At 72.0% G+C, this 14,382-nt stretch carries 10 protein-coding genes; 2 read left to right on the forward strand and 8 right to left on the reverse strand.

The features are described 5' to 3' along the window. From BN12_RS25275 to BN12_RS15305, 7 genes are all read right to left on the reverse strand, one after another. Positions 1-187, reverse strand: a 187-nt coding sequence (locus tag BN12_RS25275) for a hypothetical protein (protein WP_048553796.1), incomplete at its 3' end; no start/stop codon positions are given. Position 188: 1 nt separating this feature from the next. Then, positions 189-2,615, reverse strand: coding sequence for a S8 family serine peptidase (locus BN12_RS15285; protein WP_048553798.1), 2,427 nt, complete (start codon positions 2,613-2,615; stop codon positions 189-191). A gap of 121 nt (positions 2,616-2,736) precedes the next feature. After that, entirely contained in the window at positions 2,737-3,396 is a 660-nt protein-coding gene (locus tag BN12_RS15290) for a TetR/AcrR family transcriptional regulator (protein WP_157635519.1), read from the reverse strand. Positions 3,397-3,441: 45 nt separating this feature from the next. Beyond that, positions 3,442-5,919, reverse strand: coding sequence for a GcvT family protein (locus tag BN12_RS15295; protein ID WP_048553802.1), 2,478 nt, complete (start codon positions 5,917-5,919; stop codon positions 3,442-3,444). Positions 5,920-6,644: 725 nt separating this feature from the next. Beyond that, on the reverse strand, positions 6,645-6,803 hold the full coding sequence (locus BN12_RS24595) for a hypothetical protein (RefSeq protein WP_157635520.1): 159 nt from the start codon (positions 6,801-6,803) through the stop codon (positions 6,645-6,647). Positions 6,804-6,924: 121 nt separating this feature from the next. Continuing rightward, positions 6,925-7,857 (reverse strand): universal stress protein, encoded by a 933-nt coding sequence (locus BN12_RS15300; RefSeq protein WP_048553803.1) that lies wholly within the window; start codon positions 7,855-7,857, stop codon positions 6,925-6,927. Then, positions 7,854-9,689, reverse strand: a complete 1,836-nt coding sequence (locus BN12_RS15305; RefSeq protein WP_048553804.1) for an amino acid permease — start codon at positions 9,687-9,689, stop codon at positions 7,854-7,856. Before BN12_RS15305 ends, BN12_RS15300 begins: the two co-directional genes overlap by 4 nt. 529 nt (positions 9,690-10,218) lie before the next feature. On the opposite strand from BN12_RS15305, the gene BN12_RS15310 reads away from it, so the two are divergent. Continuing rightward, positions 10,219-11,820, forward strand: coding sequence for an FAD-binding oxidoreductase (locus tag BN12_RS15310; protein WP_048553805.1), 1,602 nt, complete (start codon positions 10,219-10,221; stop codon positions 11,818-11,820). Between the two features lie 56 nt (positions 11,821-11,876). Here BN12_RS15310 and BN12_RS15315 read toward each other — a convergent pair whose 3' ends face one another. Next, positions 11,877-13,388, reverse strand: a complete 1,512-nt coding sequence (locus BN12_RS15315) for an AAA family ATPase (RefSeq protein WP_157635521.1) — start codon at positions 13,386-13,388, stop codon at positions 11,877-11,879. Positions 13,389-13,500: 112 nt separating this feature from the next. Between BN12_RS15315 and BN12_RS25280 the strand changes: the two genes are divergently transcribed. After that, positions 13,501-14,382: hypothetical protein (locus BN12_RS25280; RefSeq protein ID WP_200901227.1), on the forward strand; the 882-nt coding region annotated here is incomplete at its 3' end.

A 14,382-nucleotide genomic window follows, 5' to 3' on the forward strand; every position in this document is an offset into this window, starting at 1 on the left:
GCCGCCCCGCGGCGGCGGCCAGCCGGTCCGCGGCGGTCAACACGGCCGGCGCACGGCTCACGGCGTCCGGCAGCCGCACGCCGAGGGTGCCCGCGAACGTGAAGAGCCCCTCGTCGGCGAGCTCGGCCTCCAGCTGTTGGAGCGCGAGACCGATCTGGTGCGCGAGGGTGTCGAGGGTGCCGGCCATCTCAGGCCGCGCTCGCCGGGGTGAGGAGGGCGACGATGTCGTCGGCCCGCAGCGACAGGAGCAGGTCGCGGTGTGCCCTCGTGTCGGCGGCCAGCTGGTCGGAGCCGAAGCGCTCGAGCATGTCGAGGAATCGCGCGACCTCCGCTCGCCAGGCGGCCGGCGGTCGGGGCGGGTCGAGGACCGTCAGGACGCCCGCGCCGGAGAAGCCGGCTCCGAGGGTCTGCAGGAGCCGTGGCCCCTCCATCCGGTGCCAGAACGTGGCCACCCGCGGGTTGCTGTTGATGAGCCCGCGCACCTCGGAGAAGTGCCGGCTCACGAGGGCGGCCCAGTGCTGCCCGAGGGGGGTCTGCAGCAGCCACCGCCCGGGCGGCTCCGCGTCCACCCCGGTCGAGGGACGAAGGCGCGCGGTAGGCCCGGCCACCGGCACCGGACCGCCCGGTCCCGGGACCGGTGTCGGGCCGACGAGCGGCGTCGGGCCGACGAGGGGCGTCGGGCCGGGCACGCCGTCAACGGCGCCGACCGCGCTGACCCGCCCCGCCCCCCAGCTGCTGTCGGGCAGGACACCATGGTCGACGGTGGGCTCGCGAGCGGTGTCCTGCAGGATCCTCTTGATGTCCAGGGCGTTGAGCGTGGGGCTCTTCTCCAGCATGAGGGCGACGGTGCCCGTCACGTGGGGAGCGGCCATCGAGGTGCCCTCGTAGCCACCGCCCTTGGGTGTCTCGTCGGTGTAGAAGTCGACGCAGCAGTCGCAGCAGCAGTGCGTGCCGACCTTGGTCTTCACCGAGGTGACCTTGGCACCCGGCGCGGCGATGTCCGGCTTCGGCCGTCCGTCCCGCGTGGGCCCGAAGCTGGAGAAGTCCTTCAGTCCGCCGGACCACTCGAAGAAGAGGAAGGACTTCTGCGCGTAAGCGCCGACCGTGATGATGTGCTCGGCCGTGCCGGGGACGGTGAGGGTCCCCTCGGGCTCCACGCTGGAGGTGAAGACGAGGCCGGGCTCGCCCTTGTCGATGTAGCCGTCGACGATCGCGAAGTGCGCCAGGCCGTTCTCCAGGTGGATCTCGTACTCGCCGTCGAGGAGCGGGGCCGGCTTCGCACCCGCGGCCGCCGCAGGCGGGGTGGAGAGGTCCAGCTCGATGCAGCACGCCCCATTGCGGGGGTCGTCGACCCGCGACGTCATCGTCGCCGTCGTCTGCCGCGGTGCGGGGGCCGTCGGGTTGACGACGAAGGGGGTCGCCGGGGTGTTGGGCCCCACCGTTCCGATGACCGGGCGGGCTCCCCCGCCGGGTGGAACGGGTCCGCGCAGCGTCGCGGTGAGGCGGTCGTCGCGGGAGAACCACAGCTCGAGATGCCGGTCGGCCGTCTCGTCGGGCCGCACCGCGAAGGTGAGGTCGCGCTCGCCGTTCGGCGACACCCCGAGCTGCGCGTGGCGCGCCGTGTCGCGCTCGTTGCCGGCCGACTTCACCGCGGCGTGGCCGGAGTTGGTGAGCAGGAACAGGGACAGCCCGCTCTCGACGAGCGACGTGCCGTCGTGCGGGCCGCGGTTGTCGCCGAAGCTCATGTTCACCACGACGGGGCGGGGCGGCGCCGGCGGCTGAGCGGTCGGGTTGCCGGCCACCGCCGGATGCTGCCAGATCCAGCTCAGCGCGTTGAGCAGGTTGGTGGACTGACCGATCTCGGGGTTGTCGTCGTTGCGCTTGACGACGAGGATGTCCGCGGCCGGCGCGACCCCGACGAACACCCCGGATCCCCGGCAGTTCCCGCTCTGCGATCCGTCGCCCGCCGCGATGCCGGCGACGTGCGTGCCGTGGCCGTCACGGTCCACCGTGCGAACCTGCTTGGGCGGGTTGGGGTTCGCCGCGGTCGGGGGCGGGAACGGCGTGCCGTTCTCCCTGTTCTGCAGGGTCGCGTTGATGTCGGCCTCGGTGTACTCGACCCCGATCGCCGGTGGACCGGGGAACTGCGCCGGCGGTGCCTCGGTGCCGACCCGGACGTTGATCGTCTGGTCCCAGATCCCCCGGATCCGGGTCGTCCCGTCGTCGTTGCGGAAGCTCTTGTGGTCGATGTCGATGCCTGAGTCGATGATGCCGATGACGACGCCGGCGCCCTTCTGGGCCGGGTTGCGGCCGTGGAGGACGTCCGCCTGGATCTCCGGCACGCTGTGGTTGAGCTCCCGATGCTGCTGCCGGCTGCCCTCGACGTAGAGAACCCCCGGCACCGCGGCCAGCTCGGCGAGCCGCACCGCCGGGACCGGGCCTGCGGCGATCGACGGCCGCTCGTCGGGAGACGGGATGACGGTCCAGGCCTTGAAGCCGGCCGCCTCCAGATCGGCGACGGGGCAGGTGAACTTGACCGCCACCGAGACCATCTCCGGCCCGCTGCCGTCGACGAACTTCAGCAGTGCCGTTTCGAGCGCGGACGGCCGCTCCATGCCGTGCGAATCTAGCAGCGATCCAGGCCGTCGAACAGACTCCAGGCAGGTCGTCCGGCAGGTGGAGCGATGCGGTCAGGGTGTCGGCGCACGGTGGTCGAGTCGGCTCATGATCAGCACCTCAGCGTCCGCCGCGGGGCCCGCCGCCCGCGCGACGGCGGCGGGTCGGGGGTGGCAGGAGCCGCCGGGCGGCCTCGTGGAGCAGCCGGATCCGGTGGCCCTGGACGACATCGTCACCGGCTTCGGTCGCCGTCGCGAGCATGAGTCCGTCGATGAGGCCGACGATGAGCACGACGACGTCCTCGACGGGGATCGTCGGGACGAACTCCCCGGCCGCGACCCCGTCGTCGACGACGGCGCGCATCGCGGCCCGCCAGGCGTTCTGGGTGTGCTCCACGTCGGGTCGCAGCTCGGGGTGGCGCGTCGATGCCGCGCACGTCTCCAGCCACACGACGCACCGGTGCCGGTCGCTGATCGAGCCGTCGAGCAGGGCCGCGAGCCTCTCCCCGGCTCCGAGCGGGCCGTTGCCCAGTCGGGTCCACTGCTCCGCTCGGTGGCGGCTGGCCTGGCGCATCGTCTCCAGGAGCAGCTCGTCCCGGGTCGTGAAGTAGTACTGGATGAGCCCGATCGACACACCTGCCCGCCTCGAGACGTCGCGCAGGCGCAGGGCGTCGAACCCATGGACGGCGACGAGCTCCTCGGCGGCCGCCATGATGGCGGCCCGGCGCTCCTCGGCGAGATCGTCGCCCGTCAGGCCGGCCGACCGCCGCGCCACCGCCACGTCTCACTTCCCTCCGTCGTCGCCGCGCCCGATCCTAGCCGTGGATCAGCCGGTCAGCCGGCTGCCCGCGGGATCGTAGAACGGCGTGCTCGACACGTCGGCGGCGTACTCGGTTCCGGCGCAGTCGACGGTGACGTGAGCGTCGTCGGGGAGGTCGGCCTCGACATACCCCACCCCGCAGGCACGGCCGATCGTGTGCCCGTAGCTGCCGCTCGTGACCCGCCCCACGACGCGACCCTCGTGGAGGATGCTCTCGTCGTGGAGGAGGAGTCCCTCGGGGTCCCGGAGGGCGACGTGGACGGTGCGACGGTCGCGGGGCGCCCCCCGCCGCTGCTCGAGGGCCTCGCGGCCGACGAACCGGTGGGGCTTCCTCATCGAGACCGTGAAACCCAGCCCGGCGGCATACGGGTCGTCGTGGGGTCCGATGTCGTGGCCGAGATGGCGGTAGCCCTTCTCGCAGCGCAGCGAGTCGAGCGCGTGGTAGCCGGCGTGGCGGAGGCCGAGCTCCGCTCCGGCGGTCACGAGGGCGTCGTAGACGTTGACCGCCTGGTCGGCCGAGGGGTAGATCTCGTAGCCGAGCTCGCCGACGAAGCTGACCCGCACGCAGTGCGCATACGTGTCGGCGATCTCCACCTCGCGTGCCCACGTGTACCTCTGGGCCTCGTCGGACCAGTCCTCCGGTGAGACGCGGGACATCAGCTCGCGGCTGCGCGGGCCCATGACGCCGATCGTCGCGTACCCCGCGGTCACGTCGACGACTGCCGCGGCCCGGCCGCGGGCCAGTCGGTCGAGGCGCCCGAAGGTCTTGTGCTGGGCGAAGGCCGGGGTGATGACCCAGAACCGCTGCTCCCCCAGCCGGACGACCGTGCCGTCGAGCTCGATGCCGCCGCCCTCGTTGAGCATGAGGGTGTAGCGGACCCGTCCCACCGGCAGGTCGACGTCGGCGGTGCAGGCCTCCTGGAGGACCTCCAGCGCATCGGGGCCGGCCACCTCGACCTTCGCGAACGAGCTGAGGTCGAAGAGGGCGACCGACTCGCGGGCGGCGCGGTGCTCCTCGGCAGCGGCGTCGAACCAGTTCTGCCGCCCGTAGGCGTACTCGTACCGGGGCTCGGTCCCCGTCGCCGCGAACCAGTTGGCACGCTCCCAGCCGGTGGTCTCCCCGAAGCAGGCGCCTGCCGCCGCGAGCCGGTCGTGCAGCGGCGAGCGGCGGACGCCACGGGCGGTGACCGGCTGCAGGTGGGGCCAGTGCATGGCATACAGGCGGCCCAGACCCTCCCTGGTCCGGGCGTGGAGGTAGCGCCGGTTGCTCTGCTGCCTCGCGAACCGCTGCACGTCGACGGACGCGGCGTCGAAGGTCGGGCTGCCCGTGCTCATCCACTCCGCGACCGCCCGCCCGGCACCCGGACCGAAGATGATCCCCTGGGAGTTGAACCCGGCCGCGACGTAGAGGCCCGCCACCTCGGCGGTCTCCCCGAGGCAGAAGCTCGCGTCGGGCGTGAAGGACTCCGGCGCGTTGAGGAACCGCTCGTACGCGGTGCGTCGAAGGACCGGGACCCGCTGCTCCGCGAGGGCCCGCACGGGCGCGAAATGGTCCCAGGCGGGCGGGAACTCGGCGAACCCGCCGGCGTCGATGTCGCCGACGGCCCGGGGGATGCCGTCCGGCTCGAAGGCGCCGACGAGCAGGCACCCCGACTCGGGGCGCACGTAGAGGTAGCCGTCGAGGTCGCGGAGCACCGGCAGGCCGGGGTCGGCGTCCGCGACGGGGGCGGTGCGCACGTGGACGTGCTCCGCGGCATACAGGGGAACGCCGGCCCCCGCGAGGGCGGCGAGGTCGCGCGTCCACAGACCGGCGGCGAGCAGGACCCGATCGCATTCGACGTCCCCGAGGTCGGTCGTCACGCCGGTCACGACGCCGGCGCGCCGCCGGATCCCGGTGACCCGGACGTTCTCGCGGATCGTCACGCCCCGCTCGTGGGCGAGCTTGGCGAAGGCGACGGCGACGTGGCCGGGGTTGACGTGGCCGTCGTCGGGTTGCCACAGTGCGCCGACGAGCCCCTCCGCCGTCGCGAGCGGCCAACGGTCGACGACCTCCTGCGGCGATACGAGCGCGACGGGAATGCCCATCTGCCGGGAGACGGCGGCCGTGTGGCGCAGCTCGTCGAGACGGCCCTCGGTGCGAGCCAGCAGCAGAGAGCCGCACTGGGTGAAGGACACGTCGATGCCGGTGTCGGCCTGCAGCCGCCGGTAGGTCGCGATGCCGTATGCCGCGAGCTCGGTCATAGCGGGCGTGCTCCGGAGGGAGGACGCCAGTCCGGCGGCGTGCCACGTCGTCCCGCTGCCGACGACGTTGCGGTCGAGAAGGAGGACGTCGGTGTCCCCGCCCTCCGCGAGGTGGTACGCCGCACTCGTCCCGACGATCCCCGCGCCGATGACGACGGTTCGGGCCCGGGCGGGCAGCGTCCGCTCCTGGGCGTCGGGGGCGAAGACGGTCGCCGTGAGGTTCTTGTCGACGAGACGGTCCACGGGCGGTCCTTCGCGGGGTCGGGGCAGAGCTCCATCGAGCACTCACCCGCAACAATATCGTATTATTTATTCTCACTCCAACCTGCTCCTCGTCCCTCCTCGCCCTCTCCCTCCTTCCCCGCACCCACCTCTGCCTCCTCTCCCTCACTCCCCTCCTCGGCAGGTGCGGGCTTTCCGTGGTCGGAGTCGTCACCCGGCCACGACAACCCCGCACGTGCCGAGCTGATGTCGCCAGACCAGCCCGGTGACGACATCTACTCGGCACGTGCGGGAGGGTATGCCGCAGGTGCCGAGCTGATGTCGTCGCCACGGATGGCGTCTGCCCGAGGGAGCTTCACGACATCGGACGGCCGACTCAGTTCCAGCGGCGCCGCGGGCGGCGGCTCGGGTCAGGTCATCGACCACGCCCGTCCCGCGAGCGCACCGGACGACGGCTCGATGCGTTGTGGGGAAGCTGGCCCCGAGCCAGGACTCTGGCCAGCTTCCCCACAAGCATTCCCGAGCCGCCCCATCGCGGAGTCGACCACGACAACCCCGCACGTGCCGAGGGTGGCTGCGGCAGGTGTGAGGTTTCCGTGGTCGGAGTCCTCGCCCGACCACGACAACCCCGCACGTGCCGAGGGTGACTGCGGCAGGTGTGAGGTTTCCGTGGTCGGAGTCCTCGCCCGACCACGACAACCCCGCACGTGCCGAGTTGATGTCGCCAGACCAGCCCGGTGACGACATCAACTCAGCACGTGCGAGACGAGGGCCGGCACGTGCGAGAAGAAGGCAGGCACGTGCGAGACGACGGCAGGCACGTGCGGGAAGACGGCAGGCACGTGCGAGAAGACGGCAGGCACGTGCGGGAAGAGGTGAGCCACATCCGAGAGGAGTGCGAGCACGCGCGAGACGTCGTGACCCGGCGACCGAGGAGGGATGGCAGGGTGAGGACGAACACGCCGGAGGAAGCGGGTGGGTCGAGCCCCCGGGGGACGGGTGCGTTCAACCCGGGAACGCGTGGGCTCAGGTGGAGCGCTTGACGGCCGGCGCGTCGCGGTCGTCGTGGCGAGGGAGGAGGATGACGGGCACGGGTGAGTTGCGGATGATCTTGACGGCGTGCGAGCCGAGGAAGAAGCGACTCAGCGGACCGCTGCTCGTGCCGACGACGAGGACGTCCGCGTCGCTCCAGGGGATGTCCTGCAGGGCCTCGCTCCAGGTCGGCCCGACACCGAGCTTGACCCTGACCCGGCGGGCCACCGCCGGAGCGCCCGCGTCCGCCGGCTCGGAGCCCCGGCCGCCCAAGGAGTCGGCGAGGTCCGACTCGAGCTGGTGGCGCCACTCGTCGGCGACCCGGTCCTCCACGTCGGGCTGCACCGTGACGGCAGCCGCGCCGGGGCGGACGGCGAAGCAGACGAGCCGCAAGGCGGAGAACAGGGCATCGGCGATGACGGCGGCCCGCCCGACGAGTCCGCCGTCCTGGTCGGCGCGTCCCACGGCGACGCTGACCCTCGTGACCCGTGCGGCGGGCGCGAAGTAGCCGCGCGGTGCGACGGCGACCGGCAGCGACGACCCGTGGAGGACACGCTCGGCGACCCCGCCGAGCATCACTCGTCCGAGGATGCTCGAGGAGGACGAGCCGAGCGCCACCATGTCGACATGGCGCTCGGCGACGATGCTCAGCAGCCCCGAGGCCACGGAGGGTGCTCGTCGCGACAGCGACTCGACGGTGAGTCCGTCCGCCTCGAGTGCGTCCTTGGCCTCGGCGAGGGACTGGCGAGCGATGTCGTCCTGGTATGCGAGGTACTCGAGGTCACCCCCGGCGATGTTCGGGGGCCACGGCTCGGCCACGACGGTGGCGAGCAGGACGTTCTCCTGCGAGGCGCGGGCGAGCATCGCGCCGAGATGCAGCGCCGCGTGACCCTTCCGGCCCGGAGCGAGCCCGACGAGCAGGGTCACGGAGCCTCACCGGCCGCGACGAGATCGGACTCGACGACGACGTGCCGCACCGGCAGCCGGTATGCCTCGCGCACCCGGTCGACGATGTCGAAGCGGAGCCAGGCGGACTGCTGCTCCGGCAGCGTGCAGATGACGAGCAGGTCGGGGTGGAACTCCTCGACGGCATCCGCGAGCGCCTGCAACGGCTTGTAGTTCCCGAGCGCACCGGTGGCCTCCAGGCCCTCGGCATGGAGGAGCGCCAGGGTCCGGTCGAGGCGGGCCTGCGCGGCCTTGGTCGTCTCGTCCCACATGTACACCGCGCCCCGGTACATCGCCGTCCCGGTGTCGATGGGGTTGGCCGGCACGCAGACGTAGTACGTCGCGTGGCCCGTCCCTTCGATGGAGCGCAGCTCGGCGAAGAGCTCGTCGCCCTCCACGGTCTGGTTGGCCAGCACGAGCACACGGGAGACCGGTGCGGTCGCCTCGACGACGGGGACGTCGACCGGCACGCGCTCCCGGATCCGCTGAGTCACGAAGTAGAGGATGACGACGACGGCGAAGGCGCCGAGGCTCTGGATGAGCTGGGAGCGTGAGGACTTGTCGGCCCCCATCTGGACGAGGATCCCGATGATGCCGGCCGCGACGATGAGCGACAGCGCCGGGAAGAGCCACATCTTGACGATGAGCTTCTCCGGCGAGGTCCGGCGTCGCAGCACGATCTGCGAGATGCAGATGAGCAGGTAGACGAACATGATGATCGCGCCGGAGGAGTTGAGCAGGAAGATGAACACCTTGTCCGGCGAGATCGCTGCCGCGATGACGCAGAGGAAGCCGACGACCGACGAGGCGAGGATCGCGCCCATCGGGACTCCTGCCTTGTTGACCCGCATGAGCGCCATCGGCGCCTCGCGCCGCGCCGCGAGGACGAAGAGCATCCGCGAGGAGGTGTAGAGCCCGGAGTTCAGGCAGGAGAGCACGGCCGTCAGGACGACGGCATTCATGATCTGGTCCGCTCCGGGGATCTTCATGGCCTCGAAGGCCGCCACGTAGGGTGACGCCGCCACGCTGTCGGAGTTCCACGGGACGATGGTCACGACGAGGAACACCGAGCCGACGTAGAAGACCGCGATCCGGCCGATGACCGAGTTCGTCGCCTTGCGGATCGCGCGACCGGGGTCCTCCGACTCCGCCGCCGCGATGGTCGCCACCTCGGCGCCGGTCATCGAGAAGATGACGACGAGGATGGCCGCGAAGACGGCCGACACGCCCTTCGGGAAGAACCCGCCGTGCGCCGTCAGGTTGCTGAGGTCCATCGAGTGGTGCGGCCACAGGCCGAAGATGAACAGCACCCCGAGGACGAGGAAGAGGACGATCGCCGCGACCTTGATCCCGGCGAACCAGAACTCGAACTCGCCGAAGGACGACACCGAGAACAGGTTCGTCGCCGTCATGAGCGACATGAGGATGAGCGACATGAGCCACAGGGGCGCACCGGGCAGCCAGAACTGGACGACCTTGGCACCCGCGACCGCCTCGAACCCGATGACGATGACCCAGAAGTACCAGTACAGCCAGGCCACCGAGAAGCCCGCCCAGCCGCCCAACGCGTTGCGGGCGTAGTCGGCGAACGAGCCCGTCGAGGGGTTCGCGACCGCCATCTCGCCGAGCATCCGCATCACCATGATGACGAGGAACCCGGCGAGCGCGTAGCTGATGAACGCCGGCGGGCCCGTCTCCCCGATGACGACCCCCGAGCCGACGAAGAGCCCGGCACCGATGACTCCGCCCATCGCGATCATCGTGAGATGTCGCTGGCTGAGGCCCTTCTTCAGTTCGGTCGCGGGAGCATTCATCGGATCTCCTTGGGGCGGTCGTGAGAACCCGCCAGGGGCGCTCCGCCGACAATTCTGGATAAACCAAGTCGCAGGCTTGGCGGGGACGGTATCGGTAGAACGCGACCGAGCACAAGAGGGGCATGGGGCAGCCGACGCAGGGGGCGCGTCACCCTGGCGGGAGAGAACATCCGGCCGTATGCGACCCCGGCCGGAGGAACACTGCGCCTCACCCTTTCCCGCGAGAGCCCTTTCGCCTATCGAGAACCGCGCACGCCGCCCGCAAGAGCCGTCCGCAGCGACGGCATACCGGCCGGATGGGCCCATGAATCGGCCGTCCGGAGCCACCCATTCTTTCGCCCGGACGCTTCCCTTCGACAGATTGTTTATTTGTGGAACTCGGCGTTTGATTCCCGTTCAGCCGCATGGGTGGTGCCGGGCGGACGTGGCGCCGCGGCACGGGCAGTGCAGCCGGAGCCGGTCGGGGCGCCTGTCCTAGGCTCGCTCGCGGACGACATCCACCGCGGACCCGACGGAACGGAGAGCCGACATGGCGGAGGGCAGGCGGACCGGCGGAACCCGCTCGTGGTGGGGGTGGGGCACGCAGGAGGCGGCGCTCTCCCCCGACGAGGTCTCGACCCTCGTCGAGCGGACCCGGCTCATGCTGCCCGGTCACGACTTCACCGACCACCCGCCGCCCGCACCCGAGGACCTCCCGGTGCCGGCCCCTCGCATACGCGTGCCGGACTCCCTCGCCGCCCTGTTCTCCAGCGATGTGACGGACCGGCTGTCGCACAGCCGCGGCAAGGCGTTCCGCGACGTGGTGCGCAACCTGCACGGCGACGTGACCCACGTCGCCGACCTCGTCGCCCGGCCGGCCACCGAGCAGGACGTCGTCGACATCCTCGACTTCTGCGGGTCCGCGAACATCGCCGTCGTGCCGTACGGCGGCGGCAGCTCCGTCGTGGGCGGTGTCGAGCCGCGTGTCGACGGCCCGGCCGCGATCCTCGACCTCGAACGGCTCGACGAGGTGCTCGAGGTGGACCGGGTGAGCCGGGCAGCCCGCATCCAGGCCGGCGCCCTCGGCCCGCACCTGGAGCGCCGGCTCCGTCCGGCAGGGCTCACCCTGCGGCACTTCCCCCAGTCGTTCGAGTTCTCCACGCTCGGCGGCTGGCTCGCCACTCGGGCCGGCGGACACTTCGCGACGCTCTACACCCACATCGACGACCTCACCGAGTCGATCCGGGTCGTCACCCCGGCGGGGACCAGCACGTCACGACGGCTGCCCGGCTCCGGGGCGGGGCCTTCGCCGGATCGGCTCTTCCTCGGCTCCGAGGGCACGCTCGGCGTCATCACCGAGGCGTGGATGCGGCTGCAGGACCGCCCCCGCTTCGGGGTGACGGCGTCGATCGGGTTCGACGACTTCGGCGCCGCCGTCGCCGCGACGCGGACGATCGCCCAGTCCGGTCTCCATCCCGCCAACTGCCGGCTCCTCGACCCTGCCGAGTCGCGCATCAACGCCGGAGCATCCCTCGCGGATAGCCTGCTCATCGTGGCGTTCGAGTCGGCCGACCATCCCGTCGACGCGTGGCTCGAGCGCGCGGTGGAGATCGCGGCCGACCACGGCGGCTCCGTCCTGTCCGAGCGCCGCCGCGGCGCGGACGACGATCGCGACTCGTCGGCGACGTGGCGGTCGTCCTTCATCCGGATGCCGTACCGGCGGGACGCGCTCGCGCGCCGCGGCGTCATCGTCGAGACGTTCGAGACGGCCTGCACGTGGGACCGGTTCGAGACCTTCCACGCGGCCGTGACCGCCGCCGCCCAGGAGGCGGTCGACCGTGTCTGCGGCACGGGTGTCGTGACCTGCAGGTTCACGCACGTCTACCCGGACGGGCCGGCGCCCTACTACGGCGTCTTCGCCCCGGGCCGGTGGGGCAGCACCGTGGCGCAGTGGGACGAGATCAAGCAGGCGGTGTCCGAGGCGATCGCGACGAACGGCGGCACGATCACGCACCACCACGCGGTGGGCCGCGACCATCGTCCCTGGTACGACCGTCAGCGTCCCGATCCGTTCGCCGCCGCGCTCCGAGCGGCGAAGGATGTCCTGGATCCGGCCGGCGTGCTCAACCCTGGCGTCCTTATCGACCCGTAGGTCCGGCCGACGGAGTGTGCCGATCCGGGCCGCGGCCGGTCGTTCGTCCTCGTCGCTCAGGGTGCGCCGGGACCGTACATCGTCCACCCCCTCCCCACGACGCCGCGCGGCGCGAGCCCCGGTCGCGCACGGACACCGACGGGATGCGGTCCGGCCGGCCCCGGTGCGTCCGGACCGACGACCCCGAGCAGGCTGCGGGTCATCGTCTCCGCGTCGTCGAGCAGCTCGTCGAGCGCGGCGCTCAGGTCCTCGTCGCCGACCGGCGTGCTCGCGAGCGTCGCCCGAAGCACCGCACGCCGGACGAGCTCCTTCGCGAAGGACGCGGTCGTCCCCTCGGCCCGTTCCGCGGCCTCCCGCAGGGCGCTCTCGGAGAAGTGGCCACCGGCATACAGGCGCAGGAGCGCCAGCCGGCCCGAGCCGTCGGGAAGCGGGATCTCGGCGGCGAGGTCGACCCTGCCGGGGCGCTGCGCGAGCGCGCCCTCGAGCGCCTCGACCCGATTGGTCGTGAGGAGGAAGGCGATGTCGGCATCCGGGTCCAGCCCGTCGAGCGCGTCCATGACCTCGAAGAGCAGGGGTGACGGACCCATCGACATGTCGCGGTCCTCGGCGACCAGGTCGCAGTCCTCGAGGACGACGAGCGCCGGCTGGTGGGCCCGCGCCACCTTGGCGGCGCTGTGGACATGGGCCAGTGCGCCGCCGGCCAGGAGCACCACGGTCGTCCCCGGACAACGGCTCACGAGGTAGCGCACGGTGTGGGTCTTGCCGGTGCCCGGTGGACCGTAGAGCAGGACCCCGCGCTTGAGGTGCTGACCGCCACGGCGGAGGGCCGCGGCGTGCCGGCCGATTCCGAGGACGTGGGCCTCGATCCGCTCCAGCCGCCCGTCGGGGAGGATGACGTCCTCGGCCGCGAGCGTCGGCCGGGCGACGAAGGTCATCCCGCCGAGGCCGCGACCGAACGGGTCGGGGGCGAAGGTCACGACCTGGCCGCGGATGATGCTCCGCTCGTCCATGAGCGCGCCAAGGCGGTCCACGAGTGCGCGGGAGGTCCCGGGGTCCTCGGCGAGGATCTCGAGCGAGGCGTCCTCCCTCCCGAACTGGGGGTTGACGCCCCACACGCGCACGGCGACGGGGTGCCCCGCATACCGGAAGAGCCAGATCCCCGAGGTGACGACGTCGCGGGAGTCCGCCGGTCCGGGGCCGGTGTCCATCCGGAGGTAGTCGACCTGTCCGACCGGCATCCCGGTATGCCGCCCCCACCCTGCGTGGAGCAGGTCGGCGAGGGTCATGTGGTGGCGGGCGTCACCGCCACCGATGCCGATGACCCGGGCGGCCGGGTCGGCCGCCGTCAGCTCGGCGAGGGCGAGGTCGGCGTCGACGACGCGATGGCCCGGGACCGCCTCGGTGACGACGGCGAGCTCGTCGGCCGCGGCGCCCAGGTGGGCGGACAGCACGCCGGCAAGGCCCTCGCCCTCGCGACCCTCGTCCAGCTCCTGGAGCATCCGGCGCACGAGCCCCGAGAAGCTCCCCATGAACGCGCGGACGTCGTCGCCCTCCCCTTCGTCTGTCATGGCGAGCACCCTACGGTGACCCGCCGACAGCCGATCCGCAGCCACAGCCAGCTCCGCATCTGCGGAGCACCACACATATTCCCGCCGTATCTGCTCCTCTATGGTGTGACGCATGGCGAGATCACGGACCTCCGCACCTTCGACATCATCGACATCATCGGCCGGGCGCAGACCTCCCACGGGCCGCCGGACACCCCGTCGGGGCCTCCTCCCGGCCCTGGTCACCGCGCTCATCGCCCTCACCGGCATGGGGCTCGTCTCGGCGCAGCCGGCATCCGCGCACCCGCGCACCGCCGGGGTCGCGATCAGAGGACAGGTCACCACTGCGACCTTCTACAGCGCAGCCGACCTCGCGAGCCAGCCGCAGACCACGCTGCCGGACCTCCGTGGACGCCGCCACGCTCCCGACCTCACCGGGGTGCTCCTCGACGGACTGGTGACCGCGGCAGGCCCCGAGACCCCGGACGTCAAGAATGCCGAGCTGCGGGTCAGCGTGACGGTAGCCGGGCGGCGCGACCGCCTGGCCGTGGCATTCGGCGAGCTGAGCAGCCGGTTCGGTGACCACCCCGCCCTTCTCGTCACCCGCGGGACCAGCCGACACCCCGACATCGACCTCGTCTTCCCGGGGGACCGCGGCTACGCCCGGACCGTCCGGGACGTGACCTCCGTGACGGTCGCCGTCTCCGAGCCTCAGGCACCGGCCAGCCAGCCGGCGGGCGCCGTCGTGGTCCGCGCAGGGCACCATCAGGTCGTGCTCAGCGCGCGCCGGCTCGCGGCGCTGCCCACGACGACCCGGGTCGTGACCTACGCCTCGGGCAGCGGCCAGCAGACGCACACCGAGACCGGCCCCACGCTCCAGGCGGTCCTGCGCGCGGCCCGGATCGCGACCGGCTCGACGACCGTCGTCTCGGCCCTCGCCACCGACGGGTACGTGGCCGAGGTGACCCCCGCGGAGGCGACGTCGGGCCGCCGCCCGCTCCTGCTGTCGCTCGCG

Origin of the sequence: Nostocoides japonicum T1-X7, from assembly GCF_001046855.1 — a bacterium.
GTDB classification, from domain to species: domain Bacteria; phylum Actinomycetota; class Actinomycetes; order Actinomycetales; family Dermatophilaceae; genus Nostocoides; species Nostocoides japonicum.

Excerpts from the sequence above, each read along its gene's own strand:
- BN12_RS15315 (WP_157635521.1), bottom strand. The coding sequence starts at position 13,388 with ATGACAGACGAAGGGGAGGGCGACGACGTCCGCGCGTTCATGGGGAGC.
- BN12_RS15305 (WP_048553804.1), bottom strand. The coding sequence starts at position 9,689 with ATGAATGCTCCCGCGACCGAACTGAAGAAGGGCCTCAGCCAGCGACAT.
- BN12_RS15285 (WP_048553798.1), bottom strand. The coding sequence starts at position 2,615 with ATGGAGCGGCCGTCCGCGCTCGAAACGGCACTGCTGAAGTTCGTCGAC.
- BN12_RS15310 (WP_048553805.1), top strand. The coding sequence starts at position 10,219 with ATGGCGGAGGGCAGGCGGACCGGCGGAACCCGCTCGTGGTGGGGGTGG.